Here is a 24,094-nt window from a genome sequence, read left to right as displayed (position 1 = left end):
CGCCATGGTGGCTCCACCGGACAACGCCCCACCGGACAACGACGTCCTCTGGGCCCGGTCCGTTCACTACTCCCACAGAGGGTCCCCCCGGACGAAGTCTGGGGGAGGTTCTCCGGGCCTCATCGGGGTCTCGGTCGGCGTCCGCCAGGGCGAGATCCTGGCCCTGACCGGTCCGCGCGGCAGCGGGAAGACGACCTTGCTGAGGTGTCTGACAGGGCAGCTGGTGCCCGAGCAGGGCGAGGTCTGGTTCAACAGCGTGCCCATCCACACCATGGGGGCCCTGGCCCGCGAACGGCTGCGCCGCGACCGCTTCGGATGGATCGGCCCCGAGCCCCGGCTGCTGCCGGAGCTCACCGTGTGGGAGAACGCGGCCCTGCCCCTGCTGCTGACCGGGGCCTCGCACCGCACCGCCAAACGCGCCGCCTGCGCCTGGCTGGACCGCCTGGACATCAGTGGTCTGGCCCGCAGGCGCCCCGGCGCGCTCACCCGCGCCGAGTCCCAGAGGGTCGCCCTCGCCCGGGCCCTGGTCAACGAGCCGGCGGTGGTCTTCGCCGACGAGCCGACCGCCCCGCTGCACCGGGCCGAGCGCGCCCTGCTGCTGCGTACGCTCACCACCGCGGCCCGCTCCCACGACATCACCGTCCTGCTGGCCACCCACGACGAGGAGACCGCGGCCGTCGCCGACCGCCGCATCGCCCTCCTCGACGGACGCTCCGCGGGGACTGCGGCCGCCGTCAGCGCCCTCACGGGCCTCGGCGGCCCGCCCGACGACACCTCGGAGGGCCAGGCCGCGTGCTCGCTCTCCGCCTAGCCCGCGGCTCCCGCCCGCTCGTCCAGCTGCGCAGGCTGCTGGTGGCGGGCGCCTGCGCCGGTGTCGGCTTCCTGCTGCTGTACGTGCTCGCCGAAGCCGTCGACCGGCCCGCCGGATCGTTCCCGCGGCTGGTGTGGGCCCTGGTGCCGCTCGCCGTCACCGTGCAGTTCGCGGTCGCCGTCGCCAAGGCCGACCCGGCCACGCGGCCCCGGGAGGGCATGGACGCCGTCGGACTGGGACCCGTACGGCTCACCCTCGTCGCGGCCGTCTCCACCGCCGTCTCCGGGACGCTCGGCAGCGCCCTGGCCCTGGCCGTCTTCCTGCACCTGCGGGGCGAGCTCGCCGGGCTTCCCTTCGACGGGGCCGGAGCCCGGCTGCTGCACGCCGGGCAGCCGCTGCCGCTGGCCGGTGCCCTCACCCTGCTGGCCCTGGTCCCCCTGACCACTGCGGCCGCCACCGTCCTGGCCCTGCGCCCGCGCACCCCGCAGCCCCCGCAGAGCGGGCTGCCGTGGGGCATCGCCCTCACCGCCTGCGGGCTCGCCGTCGAGGCGTACGCGGGCCCGGGCGGTCTCGGCATGGCGGCCGGCTGGGCACTGACCGCCGTCGGGCTCGCCTTCGCCGGACCCGGTCTGGCCTACGCCTGCGGGACCGCCCTCCAGGCCGTCCGCCCGGGGGCGCTGCGGCTGCTGGCCGGGCGGGCCCTCCAGGAGGAGGCGTCCCGGATCGGCCGTCCCCTCGGGGTGCTGTGCGCGGTGGGGGCGGGCGCCCTCACCGCCTCGGCCCTGCGCGCGGCGGGCGACGGCCCCGCCCCGCTCGGTCCGCTGACCGGGGCCGCCGCGGCGCTGGTGGTGCTGTGCGCGGCTGCGACTCTCCTCACAGCGGCGGTGGACGTGCGCGAGGCCCGGGCCGCCACCCGGGCGGCCCTCCTCGACCTGGGGACGGCAGGCGGACTCCTGCGTACGGCGGCCGTGTTGCGGGCGTCGGCGCTGCTGGCCGTGTGCGTGCCGTTCAGCTGGGGTGTGGCGGAGCTGACGTCGCTGGCGCTGACCCGCTGACCCGGCCAGCCCTTAGGGTGGGCCGAATGGTCAACGCAGACATCGAGATCGAGACGCTCGCCGAATTCGACCAGGTCGTGGCCCGCGGCTCGCTCAGCGGCTTCCGGATCCAGTCGGTCAACCTGCTGGAGCGCACCTTCGCCCTGCTGTCGGCCGACACCTCCGCCGCCGTCTTCCTGGGCTGCGCGATGGAGCCCGACGCCGCGGTGAAGGTGCGTGCGGACGGCGCCCTGGTCTTCCCGCCGGTCCCGGACCTGCCGTTCAACCCGTACCGGGGACTGCTCTACACGGCCGACGAGCTGTTCGCCGGGCTCTCCGCCGGCTACGAGGCCACGTCGGACGCCCAGACGTACGCCTGGTTCCAGGAGACCAAGGCGGACGGCGACGTCTTCTCCTCGATGCTGCGCTCGGTGCACGACGACGCCATCTCCGACGCCCTCGACGAGCACCTCGCCGGCGTCCGGGTCGTCGGTGTCATGGGCGGCCACGCCATGGCCCGCGGCGGCGCCGAGTACCGGGGCGCGGCAGAGTTGGGCCGGGCGCTGTCCCGCTCCGGGCTCACGGTGGCCACCGGCGGCGGCCCGGGCGCGATGGAGGCGGCCAACCTCGGCGCGTACCTGGCCCCCGCCCCGGACGACGCCCTGCCCGAGGCACTGGAGCTGCTGTCCAAGGCGCCCTCCTTCGCGCCCTCCGTCTCCGACTGGGCGCGGGCGGCGTTCGCGGTACGCGAGCGCTGGCCGGCGGGCGGCGACTCGGTGGGGATCCCGACCTGGTTCTACGGGCACGAGCCGCCGAACGCCTTCGCGGGCCACATCGCCAAGTACTTCGCGAACGCCACCCGGGAGGACGGGCTGCTCGCCCGGTCCACGGCGGGCGTGGTCTTCCTGCCGGGCGCGGCCGGCACCGTGCAGGAGATCTTCGACGACGCGACGCCGAACTACTACGCCTCGCGCGGCGAGCCGACCCCGATGGTGCTGGTCGGACGGACGCACTGGACCGAGCACCTGCCCGCCTGGCCCCTGCTCCGGGCGCTGGCGCGCGGCCGTGCGATGGAGTCGCGGATCGCGCTGGTCGACTCGGTGGACGAGGTCCCGGCGGCGCTCGCCGCCATGGGCTGACGCACCTGCGGGCAATACGCCGGCATCTCCAGGCAACGTCCGGCGTCGTTCTCGCGTCTGGCAGAGGTAACGCATTACCAGACGTGAACGGAGCCCCCGGTGCTCATAGGCCTGCTGACCGCTGTCGCGGCGTCCATCTGCTACGGCACGGGATCCGTCCTGCAAGCCGTGGGCTCGCGCAGGGCCGCCCGGGCGACCCCGGCCGACGCCGGGATGACCGCGCACGGCGGCCCGAACCTGTCCTCCACCGCGAAGGCCGCGCTGACCTGGGAGTTCATCGTCGGCACCGTCTTGGACTTCGTGGGCTTCGGGCTGGGCGCCCTGGCGGCCCGGCTGCTGCCGCTGTTCCTCTCCCAGACGGTGATCAGCGCCAACCTGGTGATCACGGCCGTGCTCAGCGTCAGGATGCTGGGCATCCGGCTCACCCGCAAGGAGTGGGCCTCGATCGGGACGGTGTGCGCGGCGCTGGTGCTGCTGGCGACGGCGGCGGGCCACGAGGGCGGACACCACGCCCCCGCGGCCACGCACTGGTGGCTGTTCGCCGTGACCCTGCTGATCATCGCGGGCGGTACGGTGGCCGTGCGGCTGCTGGGCGGCCGGGCCGCCATCCTGGCGGGTCTGCTGTCGGGCCTGGCATTCGGCGCACTGGGCGTCGGGGTCCGGATCCTGGACGGCATCGACCCCTTCGACCTCGGCACCCTGCTCGCGGACCCGGCCCTCTACGCCATCCTGCTGGCCGGTGTCGGCGGCATGTACCTGCACACGGTGGCCCTGCAGATCGGCTCGGTGAACGGGGCAACGGCCGCACTGGTCGTCGGCGAGACCGTCCTGCCGGGCGCGATCGGCGTCCTCTGGCTGGGCGACGCCTCCCGGCCGGGCCTCGCCTGGCTGGCCGTACTCGGCTTCGTCCTCGCCGTGGCCGGGGCCGTCGCCGTGGCCTGGTACGGGAACCACGAAGCCCCCGAGGCCGCCCCGGCGCCCGAGCCGGTGTCCGTCCGCTAGCCCCCTCACCGTTTTCCGGTCGGCGGGCGCCGCGCGGCGGGCCCCCGCGGGGCCGCCTACGGTGGGGGCATGGACTCCCGCCGCGACCGGGTGCCGACGGTCTGCTTCGTGGCGGGCTCCGTGCTCGCCGGGGGCAACGCCGTCGGCATCCGGCTCTGCGTCCGCGAGCTCGACGCCCTGTGGAGCGCCGCCCTGCGGTTCGGCGCGGCGGCCCTGCTGCTGGCCCTGGTCATGACCGCGCGGCGCCTCCCGTGGCCGCGCGGGAGGGCACTGGCCGGGGCGGTGCTCTTCGGGCTGCTGAACTTCGGCCTCACCTTCGCGCTGACCTACTACGCCCTGGAGGACATCCACGCGGGGCTGGGCCAGACGGTGCTCGCCCTGGTGCCGCTGGTCACCCTGCTGCTCTCCGTACTGCAGGGGCAGGAGCGGCTGCGCGCGGTGGCACTCTTCGGCACGCTGTGCGCCGTCGCCGGGGTCGCGGTGATCTCCCGGGCTCCGCTTCAGGGCTCGGCTCCGCCGTCCGCGTTCCTGGCCCTGCTCGGCGCCGTGCTGTGCTTCGCCGAGGCGGCCGTCCTGGTGGAGCGGCTCCCGAAGGTCCATCCGGTGTCGATGAACGCCGTCGGAATGGCGGCGGGCGCCGTCGCCCTGTTCGCGGGCTCCCGCCTCGCGGGCGACCGCTGGGTGCTGCCGGAGCGGGCCACCACCTGGTGGTCGCTGGCCTATCTGGTGGTGGCGGGCTCGATCCTGGTGTTCGTGAGCTACCTGCTGGTGATCCAGCGCTGGGGCGCCTCACGGGCCGCGTACGCCTTCGTGGTGGTCCCGGTCGTCACGATCGTGGCCTCGGCCTGGCTGGACGACGAACCGCTCACGCCCACGCTGCTGCTGGGAACCCCGCTGATCCTCGCCGGGGTCTACCTGGGAGCCCTGCGCCGCCGACCCGCCCCCGCGGCTACGGCGGCGGGAGGACGACCACCTCGGACGGGGTGAAGGACACCGCCACCCGCTCACCCACCGCCGGGGCGCCGTCCAGCCCGCACTCGGCCTCCAGCTCCGGGCCCGACTCCGGCCGCAGGCGCAGCGCGACGTGGGTGCCGCGGAAGGTGCGGGACAGCACCTCGCAGGGCAGGCCGTCGCTGACGAGGACGACCCCGGCCGGGCGGACCAGAAGTCGCCGCTCCCCCTCGGGGGCTCCCGCCGGAACCGGGACCTTGCCCCAGGCGGTATCCGCGGCGCCGCCCGACACCGTCGCCGGGACCACGTTCTCGAAGCCCAGGAACCGGGCCACGAACTCCGAAGCCGGCCGCTGCCAGACCTCCAGCGGGGTCCCCGCCTGGGCGATCCGCCCGTCCCGCATCACCACCACCCGGTCGGCCAGGGCGAACGCCTCCCCCTGGTCGTGTGTGACGGCCAGCACCGTGGTCCCCAGCCGGGAGAACAGCTCCCGCAGCTCCACCACCAGCCGCTCGCGCAGCCCCCGGTCCAGCTGCCCCAGCGGTTCGTCCAGCATCAGCAGCCGCGGCGAGGGGGCCAGCGCCCGTGCCAGGGCGACCCGCTGCTGCTCACCGCCCGACAGCGAGGACACCGACCGGCGCTGGGCTCCGGGCAGGCCGACCAGCTCCAGCAGCTCGGCGACCCGGTCCCCGTATGCGGCGGCGCGTGCCGAGCCCCGCATCCGCAGGCCGAACGCCACGTTCCCGGCGACGTCGCGGTGGGGGAACAACTGGTGGTCCTGGAACATGAGCCCGACCCCGCGCCGGTGCACCGGCACCCGCTCCTGGTCCGTTCCGCCGAGCAGGACCCGACCGGCCGATACCGGCTGGAGCCCGGCGACGACCCGCAGCAGCGTGGACTTGCCGCTGCCGCTCGGCCCCAGCACGCACACGGTCTCGTGCTCGGCGACCTGGAGGTCCACGGAGTCGACGACGGCGCGCTCGCCGAAGCGGACCGTGACCCCGGCCAGTTCGAGCAACGTCATCAGAACTCCCCTGCGGTCGAGGTCTTGTCGGGTCGCAGCCGCTCCAGCACCAGCAGCGACACCGCACACACCAGCATCAGAATCGTGCTCAGGGCCATCGCCTGCCCGTAGTTCAGCTCACCGGCGCGCCCCAGCAGCCGCGCCACGGCCACCGGCAGGGTCGGACGGTCCGGCCGGGCGATGAACACGGTCGCCCCGAACTCCCCCAGCGAGACCGCGAAGGCGAACCCGGCCGCGATCAGCAGCGCCCGCCGCACCAGCGGCAGGTCCACCTCCCGCCAGGCCCGCAGCGGGGACGCCCCGAGCACGGCGGCGGCCTCGCGCAGCCGCACGTCCACGGCACGCAGCACGGGCAGCATGGTCCGTACGACGAACGGCACCCCCACCAGCGCCTGCGCGAGCGGCACCAGGATCCACGAGGTCCGCAGATCGAGCGGCGGCTCGTCCAAGGTGATCAGGAACCCGAAGCCCACCGTCACCGCGGACACCCCGAGGGGCAGCATCAGCAGCGCGTCGAACCCGCGCACGAACCGGCCTCCGCGCCGGGTGAGCGCCGCCGCCGCGAGCCCCCCGATCAGCACGGCGATGGCGGTGGCGGCCAGCGCGTACTGGAGGGAGTTCCCGATCGCCTCCAGCGGCGGGACGAGGAAGGTGCCGCCGCTCGCGTCCTGCAGCGCCCGGTAGAAGCCCGTCCCGTACCCGCCGGGCGCGTCGAAGGACCGCTCGACCAGCACGCCCAGCGGCAGCACGATCAGCAGCGCCACCGTCGCCAGCACGGCGCCCAGCAGCGCCCGCTGCGCCAGGCCGCGGGGGCGGTGCGCGGTCCGCGCCGGGTCCACCATCCGCAGGGCCGTCTCCCGTCTGCGCACGGTCCAGGCGTGCACGGCGAGGACGGCCCCGACCGCCGCGAACTGCACCATCGTCAGGACGGCGGCCGTGGGCAGGTCCAGCAGCTGCGCCGTCTGCCGGTAGACCTCCACCTCCAGCGTGGAGTACGAGGGGCCGCCCAGGATCTGCACGACGCCGAAGGAGGTGAAGGTGAACAGGAAGACCATGAGCGCGGCGGCGGCCACGGCGGGCCCCAGCGCGGGCAGCGTCACCTGCCGCCAGGCCGTGAACCGGCCGGCGCCCAGCACCCGGGCGGCCTCCTCCTGGCGCGGGTCGAGCTGCGCCCACAGCCCGCCCACCGTCCGGACGACGACGGCGTAGTTGAAGAAGACGTGGGCGAGCAGGATCGCCCAGACCGTGGTGTCCAGCCGGACGCCCCACAGTTCGTCCAGCAGCCCGCCCCGCCCGACCAGCGCCAGGAAGGCCGTGCCGACGACCACGGTCGGCAGCACGAACGGGACGGTGACCAGCGCCCGCAGCAGCTGTTTGCCGGGGAACTCGAAGCGTGCGAAGACGTACGCGCCGGGGAGCGCGACCAGCAGCGTGAGGGCCGTGGACGCGAGCGCCTGCCAGGTGGTGAACCAGAGCACGTCGGCGATGTCGGGCCGGGCCAGCACCTCGCCGATCCGGCCGAACTGCCAGCCCTCGTCGGTCTTGATCCCGCGGCCGACGATCGCGACCACGGGATAGGCGAAGAACAGGCCGAAGAAGACGAGGGGCACGGCCATCAGGGCGAGCCTGACGGCCGTACCGCGTACGCCCTCCTGTGCAGGAGCGCTCTCGCGCCCTACTTCACGACCAGCGAGGACCATGTCCTGACCCACTGCTCACGGTTCTTGGCGATGGTGTCCGGAGCGACGTTCTCCGGCTTCTCGACCACCACGCCGTGCTTCGTGAACAGCTCCGGCAGCTTCGCGTCCTTGACCACCGGGTTCACGAACATCTGGAGCGGCATGTCCTCCTGGAACTTCTTGCCGACGAGGAAGTCGATGAGCGCCTTGCCGCCCTCCTCGTTCTTCGCTCCCTTCAGCAGGCCGGCGAACTCGACCTGGCGGAAGCAGGTGCCGGTCGCCACGCCCGTCGGGGCCTCGGCCGGCTGCGGGTCGGAGTAGAGGACCTCGACCGGCGGGCTGGAGGCGTAGGAGACGACCAGCGGGCGGTCGCCCTTGGCCTTCTTGCCGCCCGCGGAGCCCGAGAAGCGCTCGTTGTAGGCCTGCTCCCAGCCGTCGACGACCTCGACGCCGTTGGCCTTGAGCTTGCTCCAGTAGTCCTTCCAGCCGTCTTCGCCGTACTTGCCGACGGAGGCGAGCAGGAAGCCGAGCCCGGGCGAGGAGGTCGCCGCGTTCTCGGTGACCAGCAGGTTCTTGTACTCCGGCTTGACCAGGTCGTCCAGCGTCTGCGGCGGGGCGATCTTCTTGTCGGCGAAGTACGCCTTGTCGTAATTGACGCAGATGTCGCCGGAGTCCACCGGGGTGACCCGGTGCTCCTTGTCGAGCACGTACTCCGGCTTGACCTCGCCCAGGCCCCTGGCCTCGTACGGGGTGAAGATGCCGTTGTCGAGCGCCCGCGAGAGCAGCGTGTTGTCGACGCCGAAGAAGACGTCGCCGCGCGGGGAGCCCTTGGTCAGGATCTCCTGGTTGAGCGCCGCGCCCGCGTCCCCCGACTTCAGGACCTTCACGGTGTAGCCGCTCTGCTGCTCGAACTCCTTGAGGACCGCTTCGGTCACGTTGAAGGAGTCGTGCGAGACGAGGGTGACGGTCTTGGACTTCGGCGCGCTGCTCGTGCCGCCGGCCGCCGGCTCGTCCTTCGCGTCGCTGCCGCAGGCGCTGAGCGCCGTGACGCCGAGCGCGGCCGCGAGCACGGTGCCCGCGATCTTCCTGGTGGTGCTCACTGGTGTATTCCTCCTGGGATGACCAGGAGAAGACGCGGCCCTGCCCGGCGCTCTGTCGAGCGGACGCCGGGCAGGGCGCAACAGCTTGAGTGATGACCGAACTTCCTACCCCGAATGACCGGGGCGAGGTTCAGAGGGTCTGCGGATGACGGTTACCGCACTCTCAGCGCTGTGGCGCTCCCCTGTCGGAATATGCAATTGGTTCGGCCACAGGGTACCCCGTGGCCGATTCCGGGCGACCGGAGCCGGAACGCAAGGCTCCGGTCAGCTCCGGTCCGGTCAGCGCTCCGAGGCCGCGAGCTGGCCGCAGGCGCCGTCGATCTCCTGACCGCGGGTGTCACGGACGGTCACCGGCACGCCGTGGCGGGCGATGGCCTCCACGAAGGCCTTCTCGTCCTCGGGACGGGAGGCCGTCCACTTCGAGCCGGGCGTCGGGTTCAGCGGGATCAGGTTGACGTGGACGCGCTTGCCCTTGAGCAGCCGGCCGAGCAGGTCGCCCCGCCAGGCCTGGTCGTTGATGTCGCGGATGAGGGCGTACTCGATCGAGATCCGGCGGCCCGACTTCTCGGCGTACTCCCAGGCCGCGTCGAGGACCTCGCGGACCTTCCAGCGGGTGTTCACCGGGACGAGGGTGTCGCGCAGCTCGTCGTCCGGGGCGTGCAACGAGACCGCGAGGCGGCACTTGAAGCCCTCGTCGGCGAAGCGGAGCATCGCCGGGACCAGGCCGACGGTGGAGACGGTGATGCCGCGCTGCGACAGGCCCAGGCCGTCGGGCTCCGGGTCGGTCAGGCGGCGGATGGCGCCGACGACCCGCTTGTAGTTGGCCAGCGGCTCGCCCATGCCCATGAAGACGATGTTCGACAGCCGGGCCGGGCCACCGGGGACCTCCCCGTCGCGCAGGGCGCGCATGCCGTCGACGATCTGGTGGACGATCTCCGCGGTGGAGAGGTTGCGGTCCAGGCCGGCCTGGCCGGTGGCGCAGAACGGGCAGTTCATACCGCAGCCGGCCTGCGAGGAGATGCACATGGTGACCCGGTCGGGGTAGCGCATCAGCACCGACTCGACGAGCGTGCCGTCGTGCAGCTTCCACAGGGTCTTGCGGGTGGTGTCGTCGTCGCACGAGATGTGCCGCACCACGTTCATCAGCTCGGGCAGCAGCTCCTGCTGGAGCTTCTCGCGGGAACCCGCGGGGATGTCCGTCCACTGCGCCGGGTCGTGCGCGTAGCGGGCGAAGTAGTGCTGCGAGAGCTGCTTGGCCCGGAACGGCTTCTCACCGATCGCGGCGACCGCCTCGCGCCGCTCCTCGGGGGTGAGGTCGGCGAGATGCCGGGGCGGCTTCTTGGCTCCACGGGGGGCGACGAAGGTGAGCTCTCCCGGGACGGGGCGGGCCATGGCAGGTACTCCTCGTAAGACGAAAGGCGCGCCGCAGAAGCAGCGCGCCTTTCAAGGGTAACCGCCCCGCCGGGGTTCAGCCGGTGCCGACGAAGGCCGCCAGCAGCAGCCACACCACCGGGGCGGTCGGCAGCAGGGAGTCGAGCCGGTCCATGATGCCTCCGTGGCCCGGCAGCAGGGTGCCCATGTCCTTGATGCCCAGGTCCCGCTTGATCATCGACTCGCCGAGGTCGCCGAGGGTGGCGCTCACCGCGACGGCGAGCCCCAGCAGCAGGCCCTGCCACCAGGCGCCGCCGTCGATCAGGAACTCCATGCACAGGGCGCCGGCCGCCATCGCGAAGGTCACCGCGCCGAACAGACCCTCGCGGGTCTTCCCGGGGCTGATGCGCGGCGCGAGCTTGGTCTTGCCGAAGCGCCAGCCCACCGCGTAGGCCCCGGTGTCGCTGACCACGGTCAGCAGCAGGAAGGTGATCACCCGCTGCGGGCCGTCCTCCGCGGTGAGGAGCATCGCGACGAAGGTGGCCAGGAACGGCACGTAGAACGCCGCGAAGACGCCCGCCGTGACGTCCTTGAGGTAGTCCTCCGGCGGCTCCGTCATCCGCCAGACCAGGACCGCCAGCGCGGTCAGGGCCATGGCCACCCAGGCGCCCTCGGCCCCGCGGACGTACCCGGCGATGACCATGGCGGCGCCGCCGATGGCCAGCGGGACGAGCGGCGCCTTGATGCCCTTCTTCTCCTGGAGCCGGGAGGTGAGCTCCCACAGGCCCACGACGACCGCCACGACGATGACGCCGACGAAGACGGCCTTGACGATGAACAGCGAAGCGGCGATCACCGCGCCGAGGCCGACGCCGACCCCTATGGCGGCACGCAGATCCCGCCCCGCCCGCTTCTTCGGCGGCGGGGAGTCACTGTGCGGTGCCTGCGAAGGCGGAGGCGGGGGGCTGGGCATGGGCTCCTGCGGCGGCGTCTCGGCGCGGAACGGGGGGCCGCCGTCGGCGGCGGCCCCCCGGTCGCGTGCTTCCCGGTCGTCGAAGTCACGGCCGGCGGCATCGGGAACGATGGGCATGGGCCGAGTGTGCTGGCCCACCAGCGCATCGTATGCGGGACCCGCCGGAACCGGCTCCGTGGCCCAGGGAGAGTCGTTCATCAGACTTCGAGGAGCTCGGCTTCCTTGTGCTTCAGCAGCTCGTCCACCTGCGCGACGTACTTCGCGGTGGTGTCGTCGAGCTCCTTCTCCGCGCGGCGCACCTCGTCCTCGCCGGACTCCTTGTCCTTGACGAGCTTGTCGAGGGCGTCCTTCGCCTTGCGGCGGATGGAGCGGATGGAGACCTTGGAGTCCTCGGCCTTGGTCCGCGCGACCTTGATGTACTCCTTGCGGCGGTCCTGCGTCAGCTCGGGGAAGGTCACCCGGATGATGTTGCCGTCGTTGCTGGGGTTGACCCCCAGGTCGGAGTCGCGGATGGCCTGCTCGATGTTGCGCAGGGCGCTCTTGTCGAACGGGGTGACCACGGCCATGCGCGGCTCGGGCACCGAGAAGGACGCGAGCTGGTTGATGGGGGTGATGGCGCCGTAGTAGTCCGCCACGATCTTGTTGAACATCGCCGGGTGCGCACGACCGGTGCGGATCGCGGCGAAGTCTTCCTTGGCGACGACGACGGCCTTCTCCATCTTCTCCTCGGCTTCGAGGAGGATTTCTTCGATCACCACGTGCTCCTGCATGTCTTGAATGGATGGTTCAGGCGGGCGGGGCGGGCCCGGCCGCGCAGGGCCGGGCCCGGCGGCGGACTGCTCAGGCCCGGGTTCCCTGGTCGCTGACGAGCGTGCCGATCTTCTCACCCTTGACGGCGCGGGCGATATTGCCCTCGGCGAGCAGTTCGAAGACGAGGATCGGCAGCTTGTTGTCACGGCACAGCGTGATCGCGGTGGCGTCGGCGACCTTGAGGTCGCGGGAGAGCACCTCGCTGTACTCCAGCGCGTCGAACTTCACCGCGTCGGGGTTCTTCTTGGGGTCGGAGTCGTAAACGCCGTCGACGCCGTTCTTGCCCATGAGCAGGGCCTCGGCGTCGATCTCCAGGGCGCGCTGGGCAGCCGTGGTGTCGGTGGAGAAGTACGGCATGCCCATACCGGCGCCGAAGATGACGACGCGGCCCTTCTCCAGGTGGCGCACGGCGCGCAGCGGGATGTACGGCTCCGCGACCTGGCCCATGGTGATGGCCGTCTGCACACGGGAGTCGATGCCTTCCTTCTCCAGGAAGTCCTGGAGGGCGAGGCAGTTCATGACGGTGCCGAGCATGCCCATGTAGTCGGACCGGGCGCGGTCCATGCCGCGCTGCTGGAGTTCGGCGCCGCGGAAGAAGTTGCCGCCGCCGATCACGACGGCGATCTCCGCGCCGTCGCGGACCACCGCGGCGATCTCGCGGGCGATGGCATGGACGACGTCGGGGTCGACGCCCAGTCCTCCGCCGCCGGAGAAGGCCTCGCCGGACAGCTTCAGCATGAAGCGGCGGCCCTTCTTGTCGTGGTCGCTCTTGTCGTCGGAAGCGGTGTGGGGGTCCACGCCCTGATTCATGGAGATCTCCTCGTGCACATACGAAGAAGGCCATTGCCGGTGGGTCCTCGCGGTTCCCTCTGCGGCAATGGCCTCCTCGTCAGATCTGCGGTCGTTCCGCGCGCACGCGGACGACTGCTTCAGACCCTACCGGGGTCCGGTGTCCGTCGTTGTACGGACGGACTCAGATGCCGACCTTGATGCGCGAGAAGCGCTTCAGGGTGACGCCGGCCTCGTCCAGGACCTTCTGGACGGACTTCTTGTTGTCCAGGGCGTACGGCTGGCCGAGGAGGGTGGCCTCCTTGAAGAAGCCGTTGACGCGACCCTCGACGATCTTGGCGATGGCAGCCTCGGGCTTGCCCTCCGCGCGGGTGACCTCTTCGGCGATGCGGCGCTCGGACTCGACCTTCTCGGCCGGGACGTCCTCGGCGGAGAGCCACTGCGGGGCGAACGCGGCGATGTGCTGCGCGACGCCGCGGGCGACCTCGGCGTTCTCCTTGTCGAGCTCGACCAGGACACCGATCTGGAACGGCAGGTCGGGCATGGTGCGGTGCATGTACGCCGTGACGTAACCGCCGGTGAACTGCGCGAAGCGGTCCAGGACGATCTTCTCGCCGAGGTTGGCGTTCGCCTCGTCGACGAAGGCGGTGACGGTCTTGCCGGGCTCGATCTCGGAGGCGAGCAGCGCCTCGATGTCGGCCGGGGAGGTGGCGGCGACGTGCGCGGCCAGCTGGTTGGCGACGGCCAGGAACTTCTCGCCCTTGGCGACGAAGTCCGTCTCGCACTTCAGCTCGACGATGACACCGGAGGTGTTGTCGTCGGCGATCAGGGAGACGACGGCACCGTTCTCGGCAGAACGGCCCTCGCGCTTGGCGACGCCCTTCTGACCCTTGATGCGGAGGGCTTCCTGGGCCTTCTCGACGTCACCGTCGGCCTCGACCAGCGCGTTCTTGCAGTCCAGCATGCCGGCGCCGGTGAGCTCGCGGAGCTTCTTGACGTCAGCGGCGGTGTAGTTCGCCATGAGTCTGTGATTCTCTCTCGAAGTCGTAGATCTACGGGTGAACGGCGGAGGAGGCGCGCTCGTGGCGCGGCTCCCCCGCCGTCATCGTCCGTGCTGCGAGTGCCCGGCGCGTGAACGCCGGGCGCTCTCAGTGGGTCAGGCCTGCTCGGCGTCGGCGGCCGGCGCCTCGGCGGCGGGAGCCTCGGCAGCGGAAGCCTCGGCAGCGGAAGCCTCGGCAGCAGCCTCGGCCGGGGCGGCCTCGGCGTCGGCCTTCTTCTCGCCCTCAAGCAGGTCGCGCTCCCACTCGGCGAGCGGCTCGGCGGCGGCCTTCTCGCCCGGCTTCGAGTCACCGGTCGCAGCGCCGGAGCGGGCGATGAGGCCCTCGGCGACGGCGTCGGCGATCACGCGGGTGAGCAGGGTGACGGAGCGGATCGCGTCGTCGTTGCCCGGGATCTTGTAGTCGACCTCGTCGGGGTCGCAGTTGGTGTCGAGGATCGCGACGACCGGGATGTGGAGCTTGCGCGCCTCACCGACGGCGATGTGCTCCTTCTTGGTGTCGACGATCCAGACGGCGCTGGGGACCTTCGACATCTCGCGGATACCACCGAGGGTCTTCTCCAGCTTGGCCTTCTCGCGGGAGAGGACCAGGAGCTCCTTCTTGGTGAGACCCGAGGCGGCGACGTCCTCGAAGTCGATCGCCTCAAGCTCCTTCAGACGCTGGAGGCGCTTGTAGACGGTGGAGAAGTTGGTGAGCATGCCACCCAGCCAGCGCTGGTTGACGTACGGCATGCCGACGCGCGTCGCCTGCTCGGCGATGGCCTCCTGGGCCTGCTTCTTCGTACCGACGAACATGATGGAGCCGCCGTGGGCAACGGTCTCCTTGACGAACTCGTAGGCGCGGTCGATGTACGACAGCGACTGGAGCAGGTCGATGATGTAGATGCCGTTGCGCTCGGTGAAGATGAAGCGCTTCATCTTCGGGTTCCAGCGACGGGTCTGGTGACCGAAGTGGACGCCGCTCTCCAGCAGCTCCCGCATCGTTACGACGGCCATGGCCATCTCCTTGGTTTTCTCGGTTCTGGTTCCTGACGCCCCGACGCGCCCTGCCCCCGAAAGGGGACCGAGAGGCGCTCGCACCCTGCCTGAGCGGCTGGTGCTGGGGCGTGCGAAGTCGACCCGGTGACCCGGATCGCCACAAGAAGTGTACGGGACCGGGCGGTATGCCAGGTGACGCCGTTGTCCACACCCGGCCTTCCGTCCACAGCCCCGGGCCCCGCCGCGCAGGTGCGCGGGATGCTTCGGACCATGACGACTCTGTTGCTCACGCTGCTGCTGACCTTGGCACAGGCGCTCGCGCCGGGGGCCCGCCCGCTGCCGCCCCCACTGGTGGTGGCCCGCTGGTGGGACCCGCCGCCGACCCCGTACGCGGCGGGCCACCGCGGGGTGGATCTGGCCGCCCCGGTGGGGGCGGAGCTCCGCGCGGTGGGCCCGGGCCGGGTCCACTACGCGGGGCTGGTCGCCGGGCGCGGGGTGCTGTCTCTGACCCTCCCGGGCGGCCTGCGCACGACGTACGAACCGGTCCGGCCGCTCGTGTCGGAGGGCGAGCAGGTCACGGCGGGCCAGGTGGTGGCCGTACTGACGGAGGGCTCCCACTGCGGGGAGCCGTGCCTGCACTGGGGCCTGCTGTCGGGCGAGGCCTACCTGAACCCGTTGTCCCTCCTGCCCCGCCCGACGCCGAGACTGCTGCCGGCGGCGGGCCGGGGTTAGCCCCGGACGCCCCGCAGGGCCATGGAGACCGCCGCCTCCGCCACTTGGTCCGGGTTCTCGGCGGCGCCCCGTTCGATCCGCCGCACCGCCGCGTCGACCACGCCCTGGAGCAGCATCGCGGCAAGCCGGGGCTGCTGCTGGCCGAGGGCCGCGAGAGCCTCCACGATCATCTCCACCAGCTGCCCGTGCGCGGCGCGGATCTTCTGCCGGGCGCCCGCGTCCAGCTCGCTGGCCGAGATGGCCACCACCGCCCGGTGGCGCCGGTCCCCCACCAGTTCCAGCTGGCTGCGCACGTACGCCTCGATCTTCGCCTCCGGCGTCGGCGCCGCCGCCATGGCGGCCTCGATCTCGGCGGCCCAGACGGGGAAGTCCACCGCGCACAGCTCTTCGACCACGGCGGCACGGGAGCGGAAGTACTCGTACACGGAGGAGCGGGCCAGGCCCGTCCGCTCCGCCAGGGCGGGGAAGGTCAGCGCTTCCGTCCCGCCTTCGGACAGCAGGGCGCGCGCGGCGTCCAGCAGGGCGCCGCGCTGCATCGACCGGTGCTCGGCCACGGAGGCCGCTCGAATCCTGGGCACGCGTCCACTCTACGGATGTCCCGCAAGGTCACCGCCCGACATCCGCCAGTTTCGCGCGGAGTTGGAGCACCGACTTGGTGTGGATCTGGCTGACGCGGCTCTCGGTCACACCGAGGACATTGCCGATCTCGGCGAGCGTCAGGCCCTCGTAGTAGTAGAGGGTCACGACGGTCTTCTCCCGCTCGGGCAGCGTGTTGATGGCCCGGGCCAGCAGCCGGCGCAGCTCGCGGTCCTCGGCGATTTCCACCGGGTCGTCGGCGGCGGTGTCCTCCAGGGTGTCCATCAGCGACAGGCGGTCGCCGCCCTCTCCGCCTACGTGCAGCAGCTCCTCAAGGGCGACCACGTTCGCCAGCGACAACTGGCTGAAGATCGTGTGGAGTTCCTCCACCCCGATGCCCATCTCGCCCGCGACCTCGTGCTCGGTCGGGGTGCGCCTCAACTGGGCTTCGAGCGTGGCGTACGCCCGCTCCACGGCCCGGGCCTTCTGCCGGACCGAGCGGGGGATCCAGTCCAGCGCCCGCAGCTCGTCGATCATCGCCCCGCGGATCCGGGTGATCGCGTACGTCTCGAACTTGATGGACCGGTCGATGTCGAACTTCTCGATGGCGTCGATCAGTCCGAACACCCCGGAGGAGACGAAGTCGGCCTGCTCCACGTTGGGCGGCAGCCCCACGCTGACGCGGCCGGCCACGTACTTCACGAGCGGCGAGTAGTGCAGGATCAGCTGCTCCCGCAGCCGTTCGTCGCCCGTGTCCTTGTACGAGCGCCACAGCGCCTCCAGGGACGAGAGCGCGGTGGACCGCACGCTGCCGCGGGCAGCGGGGGGCACCGCTGCGCGGTCAGACCCTGAGGTGTGCTGGGGCATGCTTCGCCTTTGCCGGAGCCGGATTCCTTGGGAGCGTAGCGTGACGGAAGTGTCGCGGTGCGCGAAGAGTACGGGATCGCACGGGGCCCACCGGGCCGTCCGGCTCGCGCGGGCGGCCCGGGACCGGCGCCTGGCGCTCGGTCCCGGCGGCTGCCACCTGGAAGACCGCGTCTCTCATCGGCTTCACTCTTTCACCGGAACACCCCAGGTCAATGACCGCCTCGCCGGATGCCACCGGTTCGTGTGCCTGCCTCGTGCGGGCGCGGGGTCAACCGCCACCCGTCGCCCTGCCGTTCGACGAACCCCAGAGAGTGAAGTTCGTACAGTCTGCCGATGACTTCATCGGTGTCGGTGCCCGCGGCGAGGGCGAGCTCCTCCAGCTGCGCGGGGCGGCCGGCCGGCAGCGCCTCCAGTACGCGCGCGGTGTCCCGGTGCAGCAGGTCGCGCGCGAGGACGGGGCCGCGCCGCTCGGGGGCCAGCTCGCCCATGCCGCCCACCAGTTCGACCACCTCGGCGGCGTCCGTGATGAGCACCGCCTCCCCGCGCAGCAGCTCGTGCACCCCCGCGGAGAGCCCGCTGGTGGCCGGCCCGGGCACGCCCATGGTGAAGCGGCCGAGCTGCGCGGCCCGCCGGGCGGTGACCAGGGACCCGCTGCGGTGCGCCGCCTCCACCACGACGGTGCCCCGGGTGAGGGCGGCGATGACCCGGTTGCGCAGGACGAACCGGCTGGGGGTCGGGTGGCTGCCCGGCGGCAGCTCCCCGAGCACCAGCCCCTGCCCGGCGATCCGGCCGAGGAGCTCGGTGTGCCCGCGGGGGTAGGCCACGTCCACCCCGCAGGCCAGCACCGCGGCGGTGGCTCCGCCGGAGGCGAGCGCCCCGCGGTGGGCGGCGGCGTCGATCCCGTACGCCGCCCCGGACACCACCACCCAGCCCCGCTCGGCGAGGCCCGCGGCCAGGGTCTGGGCCATGTGCGCCCCGTACGGCGTGCACGCGCGGGCCCCGACGAGGGCGACCGAGCGCAGCGCCCAGGTCCGCAGGTCGGGGCGGCCCCGCACCCAGAGGCCGACGGGCCGGGCGTCGCCGAGGTCGTCCAGCTGGGACGGCCACTGCGGGGAGCCGGGGCAGATGAACCGGCCGCCCCACTCGGCGGCGGACGCGAGGTCCCGGCCGGGGTCCGCCAGCGCCGCCCGTCTGCGGTATCCCGCGAGCCGCTGCCTGCCCACCCCGGTCAGCACCTCCGGTTCGGGGCCGGTCAGCAGCCGTATCAGCCCGACGGCGCCGTGCTCGCGCAGCCAGCGCCCGCCGTGTTCCTCGCCGGGCTCCAGCACCCGGGTCAGCGCGGCCCGGGCCTCCCTCTCGTCCTCCGCAGCGGCGCCCGGCCCGGCCGCGGCCCGCGCACCGCCCGAACCGACCGGCATCCCGGGCGCTCCGAGCGGCTGCCCTCCCCCGGGCCCGGGACCGCCCGGGGCAGCCGCGCGCCGGCCGGGGCTGCGGCCGGTCATGACCCGGGTCCCGTGGCCAGGGCCGCCCCGCGGGCCACACCGGTCCGCAGTTCCAGGGCGACCGCCACGTCCAGCGCGTCGGGCCGGTCCCGCCCGCGCAGGTCGGCCACCGTCCAGGCGACCCGGAGGACCCGGTCCAGGCCGCGGGCGGTGAGCAGCCCGCGCTCCATGTCCCGCTCGGCCTGGGCCAGCGCGCCCGGGGCGGCCTGCCAGCGGGTCCGCAGCTCGTGCCCGGGCACCTCGGCGTTGAGCCGCCAGGGAGTGTCGGCGAGCCGGGAGGCGGCCCGGTCACGCGCCTCCCGCACCCGCTCGGCGACGGCGGCGGTGTCCTCCCCCCGCCCGCCGCGTCCGAGCAGGTCGGCGCGGGTGACGGGCTCGACCGCCACCCGCAGGTCGACCCGGTCGAGCAGCGGGCCCGACAGCCTGGCCTGGTAGCGCCGGACCACCGAGGGCGGGCAGTCGCATCCGGTGCCGTGCAGGGTGTGCCGCACGCACGGGCAGGGGTTCGCCGCGAGCACCAGCAGGAAGGCGGCCGGCAGCCGCACCACCCCGGCGGCCCGGGCGATGACCACGTGCCCCGATTCGAGGGGCTGGCGCAGCGCGTCCAGCGCTTTGGCACTGAACTCCGCGGCCTCGTCGAGGAAGAGCACCCCCCGGTGAGCCAGGGAGACCGCCCCCGGCCTCGGCACCCCGGCCCCGCCGCCGACCAGGGACTGCATGGTGGCCGAGTGGTGGGGCGCGCAGTACGGGGGCCGCGCGACGAGGGGTTCGCCGGGCGGCAGGATTCCCGCGACCGAGTGGACGGCCGTGACCTCCAGGGAGTCCTGGCGGGTGAGCGGCGGCATGACCCAGGGGATCCGCTCGGCCAGCATCGTCTTGCCCGCGCCCGGGGGCCCGCTGAGGAAGAGGTGGTGGCCCCCTGAAGCGGCCACCTCCAGGGCCCTGCGGGCGCCGTACTGACCGGCGACGTCCGCGAGGTCGGGGAAGTCCGGCGCGCCCCCGCCCGCGGCCCGCTCGCGGGTGATCCCCGTCCCGAGTCCCGCACCCGGGACCACCAGGCCCGCCAGCATCGGGTCCGGGCGCCCCGGCGGCTCCGGCGGATCCTCCTCCGGTACGGCCGTGTCGGTCAGGACCGCGATCAGCTGGCGCAGGCTGCGCACCCCGAGCACGGAGACGTCCGGGACGAGCATGGCCTCGGCGGCGCACTGCTGGGGCACGACCACATGGCGGTACCCCGCGTCGGCGGCGGCGAGAACCGCCGGGAGGATGCCCCGCACCGGACGCACCCGGCCGTCCAGCCCCAGCTCCCCGATGAGCACCAGGTCGGCGATCACCCCGGGGTCGAGCACCTCGGCGGCGCCCAGCACGGCCACCGCCACCGCCAGATCGAAGCCCGCACCCGCTTTCGGCACGGAGGCGGGGCTGAGCCCGACCGTCAGCTTCTTCTGCGGCCACGCCGCCCCCGAGTTCACGATGGCGGCCCGCACCCGGTCCCGGCTCTCGACCAGGGTCTTGTCGGGCAGTCCCACCAGGGTGAAAGCGGCGACCCCGGGCTCCAGATCGGCCTGGACCTCGACCACCACGCCGTCGACGCCCACCAGGGCCACCGAGCAGGCCCGCGCGAACCCCATCAGGCCACCCCCCTGACGTGCTCCACCACGGGCGCACCGCGCCGCGGCAGCAGGACCCCCACCAGGTCGATGCGCACCCCGCCCGCGGGCGGCCCGCCGTGGTCGGCGAGCCAGCGGCCGGCGAGTCGGCGTAACCGCTCGGCCTTGCCCGGGCGGACGGCGGCCATGGGGTGCTCGAAGTCACCCGCCCGGCGGGTCTTGACCTCGCACACGACGAGGGCGTCCCCGTCCCGCGCGACGATGTCGATCTCCCCGCTGCGGCACCGCCAGTTCCTGGCGATCACCGTCATCCCGGCCTCGGTGAGCCGCCGGGCCGCGAGCTCCTCGCCGTACCGCCCCAATGCCTGCTGTGCCACGCCCTTCGCGTTCATCCGGCACCACCTCCGGCACCGACGATGCCGCGCGGCCGTCCACCGAGTGGATCTTGGTGGACAGCCGGGCCATTGTGGACAACCCGCTCACTCCTGCGGGGGACGGACCCCTGGGGTGAGCGGCCGCGCGCCGCGGATCAGCTGCCCGGGAGCTCCAGATCGGTCTTGTTGAGCTCCTCGATGTTCACGTCCTTGAAGGTCAGCACCCGCACCTGCTTGACGAAGCGGGCCGGCCGGTACATGTCCCACACCCAGGCGTCGGCCATGGTGACCTCGAAGAACACCTCCCCCTGGACCGAGTGCACCTGCATCTCGTAGTCGTTCGTCAGGTAGAAACGACGTTCCGTCTCGATCACGTACTTGAACAGCCCGACGACGTCGCGGTACTCCCGATAGAGCTTCAGCTCCATCTCGGTCTCGTACTTTTCGAGGTCCTCGGCGCTCATGGCATGTTCCCCTTCAGCCGTGCGTCCCCCTATTGTGCGCCAGGCCCGTTCGCCCCTAAGCGATTTCCGGGGCCAGGACCACCGGCGCACCAGGAGGGCCGTTGTCGAGCAGCGTCCGGAGCAGCTCGGCGAGTCTGGTCGGGTACACCGTCTCACGGGCCGCGAGAAGTTCCTCGGAAGTCCACCATCTCGCCCCGGCCATGCTGCGCCTCTCCAGCTCGGTCAGCCCGCCCATCTCGGTGCGCGTCTGGGTCGTTCTGGCCAGGTAGTACCACTCGTCCTGCTCCCAGCGCCGCCCGTCGAAGGGGAAGGAGCAGTACCGGCGCCACAGCAGCGGCCCCAGCTCCACCTCGGTGATCCCGGTTTCCTCGGCGAGCTCCCTCAGGGCGGCCTGTTCCCGGGTCTCCCCGCCCTCCAGCCCTCCGCCCGGGGTGAACCACCACGTGTCGGCCGGGTCGTCCGGTTCGAAGCCGTGCAGCAGGAGGATCCGGTCCTCGGGGTCCAGGAGGATCACCCGGGACACCTTGCGGGGGCCGCCCGCCGCGGCCGGGTCAGCGGGCACCGGCCCGCGCCCCCCGCCGCCCGCGCCCCAGGACCCGTACGAGGGGGCCGTACGCCGCTCCCAGCACCACCAGCGCGGCCCCGGCGGCCACGGCCGCGAGCTGGAGCCGCAGCGGTCCGGGCCGCGAGGTCCCGCCGGGCAGGGCGGCGTACGTCCCGGGGCGTTCGAGCATGCTCATCGAGGGCCAGGCCAGGGCGTCGACGCGGGCATGCACCGTCGAGCGGGCCACCGTCCCCTGGCCGGCCTCCTGCAGGTGCGCCCGGGAGTCCAGGGAGGCGGAACGCCGGTCGCCCAGCAGGAACAGGTTGCCCTCGGGCACCGTCACCTCGAACGGGGTGTTCGAGGCCGCCCCGGGGATCCCCGCCGCCGTACCCTCGGCCCCAGGCTCCGGCTTCGGCGTGTGCTCGATGTACGGCTCGTCGAGCTCCTTGCCGTTGACCGTCAGCCTGCCGCCCTGGCCGCAGCACTTCACGGTGTCCCCGCCGATGCCGACGACCCGCTTGACCATGGGCGAGTCACTCCACATGGCATCAGTAAAGATGACCACGTCCCCGCGGCGCACCTCGCCGCCGTCGATCCGCTGGGCGAGGACCCGGTCGCCGGGCTTGACGGTCGGCATCATCGAGTCGGTGGGCACGGTGTACGGCTGGTACACGAACGCGCCCCACACGAAGCCGCCCAGGAAGAGCACGAAGCCGATGGCCACGGCAACTCCCGACATCACGTTGCCGAGACCGCCGCGGCCACCCTTGGCCCTGCGTATGTGCTCCGTACCGCTGTCTTGCGTTCCACCCATTGCAGCGCCCCCACACTTTCGGGATCGACGACCTGGGCGGCACCCTACCTGCCGGTACGCCCGGAGGTCAGCCTCCGCCTGCGCCACATCACGAGCGGCACGGCGCCGGTCAGCCCCAGTGCGGCAGGACCGAGCCCGACCGGAGCCAGGCCCGAGGCCCCCAGGCCGAGGGCCGCGGCCGCGGCCTGGTGGCCGATGCCCGGCTGGTCGAAGGTCTCCGGGACGGGCAGGGTCGCCCAGCGGGTGACCGGCCACGCGACCACCACGGCCCGCCCGACCACCTTGTCGACCGGCACGAAGCCCTGGGTGGAGTCCTGCATGTGGTAGCGGGAGTCCTGCGAGTTCTGCCGGTGGTCGCCCATGACCCAGATCTTGCCCTTGGGGACGGTGATCGGGCCGAAGGGGGCGTCGTCACAGGGAGTGTTGCCGGGGAAGATGTACGGCTCGTCGAGCGGCTTGCCGTTGACGACGACCGGTCCCCCCTTCTTGCACTCGACCGTGTCACCGCCGATGGCGATGGTCCGCTTGATCAGGTCCTTCTCGTCGGCCGACGGCATCAGGCCGATCTTGCTGAGGATCTGCTGCGCGAAGTTCGGCTCCGGGGTGGGCTCACCGGACAGCCAGTTCGCCGGGTCGTGGAAGACCACGACCTCACCGCGCTCGGGCTCCGAGCCGAACCACGGGGTCAGCTTGTCCACCAGCACCCGGTCGCCGCGCTGCAGGGTGTTCTGCATCGACTCGGACGGGATCGAGAACGCCTGGACCAGGAAGGTCTTGATCAGCAGGGCCAGCAGCAGGGCGATACCGACGAGGAGCGGGAGCTCCTTCCAGAAGGACCGGTGCGGGCGCGCCGCGGCTTCCTCGCCGTCCTTCCCGGTCTCGCGCTCGACGGCATCGTCCGGCCGCTCCTCGCCTTCGTCGCGTCCGGATCGCGCGCCTACCGCCACATCCCCCACATCCACTCCTCACTCGGAATCGCCGCCCGCGCCGATCGGACACGGGCCCTCCCCTCCCCTAACGAGCGGGAGTTCCCTAAGGCGCGGGAGACCCAGGACACACTATGCGAACGGCGCGGTCCGGCGGCGCGCCCGGCGGCCGCGTCGCCCACTGCGTGCCTGATCGGGCACCGTACGGAAGGTCGCGGGCTGATCCAGCCGCCGCCAGTGGTCGAACGGCCATGCGATCACCACCGCCTGACCCACCACGCCCTTCTCGTCGATGGTGCCCTGGAAGGGCTCGTCGAGGTGGAAGCGCGAGTCCGCCGAGTTGGCCCGGTGGTCGCCCATGACGAACAGCCGCCTGGCCGGCACCTGCACCTCGAAGCGGATGTCGGAGGGCGAGTTGCCGGGATTGACGTACGGCTCGTCCAGCGGCGAGCCGTTGACGGTCACACGGCCCTTGGCGTCGCAGCACCGGACGGTGTCGCCGCCGACCCCGATGACCCGCTTGATCAGGTCCTGTTCGTCGGCCGAGGGCAGCAGGCCGATGAAGGTCAGCGTCTGCTTGACCTGCTTGACGCCGACCGGGTCGGAGGCGGGACGCGCCGCCTCCCCCTTGAGCCAGCCGCCCGGGTCCTTGAACACGACCACGTCGCCGCGCTGCACCTTGGAGCCGAACCAGGGGGTCAGCTTGTCCACCAGCACCCGGTCGCCGATCCGGATCGTCTGCTCCATGGACCCGGACGGGATGAAGAAGGCCTGCACCAGGAAGGTCTTGAGGAGGAGGGCGATGCACAGGGCCACCACCACCAGCAGCGGCACCTCGCCCACCCGGCGGGTACGCCTGCGCCGCCGCACCCGGCGGGCCAGTCGGCGCCGCTCGGCCCGCCCGCCGCCCTCCACCGCGGCCACCGGCGGAACCGGCTCGGGCTCCGGCTCGGGCAACGGCTCCCGC

At 72.6% G+C, this 24,094-nt stretch carries 25 protein-coding genes; 6 read left to right on the top strand and 19 right to left on the bottom strand.

Annotation, left to right across the window (positions count from 1 at the left end):
• The first annotated feature begins 4 nt into the window (after window positions 1-4).
• From AC0666_RS29535 to AC0666_RS29515, 5 genes are all read left to right on the top strand, one after another.
• Entirely contained in the window at window positions 5-811 is an 807-nt protein-coding gene (locus AC0666_RS29535; RefSeq protein WP_468963453.1) for an ABC transporter ATP-binding protein, read from the top strand.
• Window positions 793-1,866 (top strand): hypothetical protein, encoded by a 1,074-nt coding sequence (locus AC0666_RS29530; protein WP_468963452.1) that lies wholly within the window; start codon window positions 793-795, stop codon window positions 1,864-1,866. The genes AC0666_RS29535 and AC0666_RS29530 overlap by 19 nt, the downstream gene beginning before the upstream one ends.
• Before the next feature lie 26 nt (window positions 1,867-1,892).
• The gene (locus AC0666_RS29525) at window positions 1,893-2,984 is read left to right on the top strand and encodes an LOG family protein (RefSeq protein ID WP_468963451.1); all 1,092 of its coding nucleotides are present in this window, start codon (window positions 1,893-1,895) and stop codon (window positions 2,982-2,984) included.
• A gap of 99 nt (window positions 2,985-3,083) precedes the next feature.
• Entirely contained in the window at window positions 3,084-3,986 is a 903-nt protein-coding gene (locus tag AC0666_RS29520; protein WP_478708673.1) for a DMT family protein, read from the top strand.
• Window positions 3,987-4,055: 69 nt separating this feature from the next.
• Complete coding sequence (locus AC0666_RS29515; RefSeq protein WP_478708672.1) at window positions 4,056-4,973, top strand: DMT family transporter; 918 nt, start codon at window positions 4,056-4,058, stop codon at window positions 4,971-4,973.
• On the opposite strand, the gene AC0666_RS29510 is transcribed toward AC0666_RS29515, so the two are convergent.
• From AC0666_RS29510 to rpsB, 9 genes are all read right to left on the bottom strand, one after another.
• The gene (locus AC0666_RS29510; protein WP_478708671.1) at window positions 4,936-5,961 is read right to left on the bottom strand and encodes an ABC transporter ATP-binding protein; all 1,026 of its coding nucleotides are present in this window, start codon (window positions 5,959-5,961) and stop codon (window positions 4,936-4,938) included. The genes AC0666_RS29515 and AC0666_RS29510 overlap by 38 nt on opposite strands.
• On the bottom strand, window positions 5,961-7,577 hold the full coding sequence (locus AC0666_RS29505; protein ID WP_468963447.1) for an ABC transporter permease: 1,617 nt from the start codon (window positions 7,575-7,577) through the stop codon (window positions 5,961-5,963). The genes AC0666_RS29510 and AC0666_RS29505 overlap by 1 nt, the downstream gene beginning before the upstream one ends.
• Before the next feature lie 59 nt (window positions 7,578-7,636).
• Complete coding sequence (locus AC0666_RS29500) at window positions 7,637-8,740, bottom strand: thiamine ABC transporter substrate-binding protein (RefSeq protein ID WP_468963446.1); 1,104 nt, start codon at window positions 8,738-8,740, stop codon at window positions 7,637-7,639.
• 279 nt (window positions 8,741-9,019) lie between these two features.
• Window positions 9,020-10,132 carry a dual-specificity RNA methyltransferase RlmN gene (rlmN, locus tag AC0666_RS29495; RefSeq protein ID WP_356847750.1) on the bottom strand — a complete coding sequence of 371 codons (1,113 nt, stop codon included), beginning with the start codon at window positions 10,130-10,132 and terminating at the stop codon, window positions 9,020-9,022.
• Between the two features lie 76 nt (window positions 10,133-10,208).
• Window positions 10,209-11,282 carry a phosphatidate cytidylyltransferase gene (locus AC0666_RS29490; protein ID WP_478708670.1) on the bottom strand — a complete coding sequence of 358 codons (1,074 nt, stop codon included), beginning with the start codon at window positions 11,280-11,282 and terminating at the stop codon, window positions 10,209-10,211.
• A complete protein-coding gene (gene frr / locus AC0666_RS29485) occupies window positions 11,282-11,839 on the bottom strand; it encodes a ribosome recycling factor (RefSeq protein WP_356847852.1) in 558 nt (185 codons plus the stop codon). The genes AC0666_RS29490 and frr overlap by 1 nt, the downstream gene beginning before the upstream one ends.
• An 85-nt stretch (window positions 11,840-11,924) precedes the next feature.
• Complete coding sequence (pyrH, locus tag AC0666_RS29480; protein ID WP_030162523.1) at window positions 11,925-12,704, bottom strand: UMP kinase; 780 nt, start codon at window positions 12,702-12,704, stop codon at window positions 11,925-11,927.
• Window positions 12,705-12,867: 163 nt separating this feature from the next.
• Entirely contained in the window at window positions 12,868-13,704 is an 837-nt protein-coding gene (gene tsf, locus AC0666_RS29475) for a translation elongation factor Ts (protein ID WP_356847748.1), read from the bottom strand.
• A 135-nt stretch (window positions 13,705-13,839) separates the two neighbouring features.
• A complete protein-coding gene (rpsB, locus tag AC0666_RS29470) occupies window positions 13,840-14,736 on the bottom strand; it encodes a 30S ribosomal protein S2 (RefSeq protein WP_478708669.1) in 897 nt (298 codons plus the stop codon).
• 252 nt (window positions 14,737-14,988) lie between these two features.
• Here rpsB and AC0666_RS29465 point away from each other — a divergent pair, with 252 nt between their 5' ends.
• Window positions 14,989-15,450, top strand: a complete 462-nt coding sequence (locus tag AC0666_RS29465; protein WP_468963443.1) for a M23 family metallopeptidase — start codon at window positions 14,989-14,991, stop codon at window positions 15,448-15,450.
• Here the strand turns inward: AC0666_RS29465 and AC0666_RS29460 are convergent.
• The 10 genes from AC0666_RS29460 to lepB (AC0666_RS29415) form a co-directional block, all read right to left on the bottom strand.
• Window positions 15,447-16,004, bottom strand: a complete 558-nt coding sequence (locus AC0666_RS29460; protein WP_478708679.1) for a TetR/AcrR family transcriptional regulator — start codon at window positions 16,002-16,004, stop codon at window positions 15,447-15,449. The two genes, AC0666_RS29465 and AC0666_RS29460, sit on opposite strands and share 4 nt — an antisense overlap.
• A gap of 52 nt (window positions 16,005-16,056) precedes the next feature.
• Window positions 16,057-16,893 (bottom strand): RNA polymerase sigma factor WhiG, encoded by an 837-nt coding sequence (gene whiG / locus AC0666_RS29455; protein WP_468581194.1) that lies wholly within the window; start codon window positions 16,891-16,893, stop codon window positions 16,057-16,059.
• A 209-nt stretch (window positions 16,894-17,102) separates the two neighbouring features.
• Entirely contained in the window at window positions 17,103-18,311 is a 1,209-nt protein-coding gene (dprA, locus tag AC0666_RS29450; RefSeq protein WP_468963442.1) for a DNA-processing protein DprA, read from the bottom strand.
• A gap of 80 nt (window positions 18,312-18,391) precedes the next feature.
• Complete coding sequence (locus AC0666_RS29445; protein ID WP_478708668.1) at window positions 18,392-20,026, bottom strand: YifB family Mg chelatase-like AAA ATPase; 1,635 nt, start codon at window positions 20,024-20,026, stop codon at window positions 18,392-18,394.
• Complete coding sequence (locus tag AC0666_RS29440; RefSeq protein ID WP_361724724.1) at window positions 20,026-20,397, bottom strand: YraN family protein; 372 nt, start codon at window positions 20,395-20,397, stop codon at window positions 20,026-20,028. Before AC0666_RS29440 ends, AC0666_RS29445 begins: the two co-directional genes overlap by 1 nt.
• Window positions 20,398-20,534: 137 nt before the next feature.
• A complete protein-coding gene (locus AC0666_RS29435) occupies window positions 20,535-20,843 on the bottom strand; it encodes a DUF2469 domain-containing protein (RefSeq protein ID WP_179178094.1) in 309 nt (102 codons plus the stop codon).
• 55 nt (window positions 20,844-20,898) lie between these two features.
• A complete protein-coding gene (locus AC0666_RS29430; protein WP_468581197.1) occupies window positions 20,899-21,405 on the bottom strand; it encodes an NUDIX hydrolase in 507 nt (168 codons plus the stop codon).
• Window positions 21,395-22,201: a signal peptidase I gene (lepB, locus tag AC0666_RS29425; protein ID WP_468963440.1), complete on the bottom strand. Its 807-nt coding sequence runs from the start codon at window positions 22,199-22,201 to the stop codon at window positions 21,395-21,397. Before lepB (AC0666_RS29425) ends, AC0666_RS29430 begins: the two co-directional genes overlap by 11 nt.
• Window positions 22,202-22,245: 44 nt before the next feature.
• Entirely contained in the window at window positions 22,246-23,148 is a 903-nt protein-coding gene (lepB, locus tag AC0666_RS29420; RefSeq protein WP_468963439.1) for a signal peptidase I, read from the bottom strand.
• 111 nt (window positions 23,149-23,259) lie between these two features.
• A complete protein-coding gene (lepB, locus tag AC0666_RS29415) occupies window positions 23,260-24,084 on the bottom strand; it encodes a signal peptidase I (protein WP_478708667.1) in 825 nt (274 codons plus the stop codon).
• Window positions 24,085-24,094 lie beyond the last annotated feature (10 nt).

It is taken from the genome of Streptomyces sp. NPDC043680 (assembly GCF_056436685.1).
Note: the sequence above shows the minus strand (reverse complement) of the source record. Positions and strands in the feature narration are given on the sequence as shown.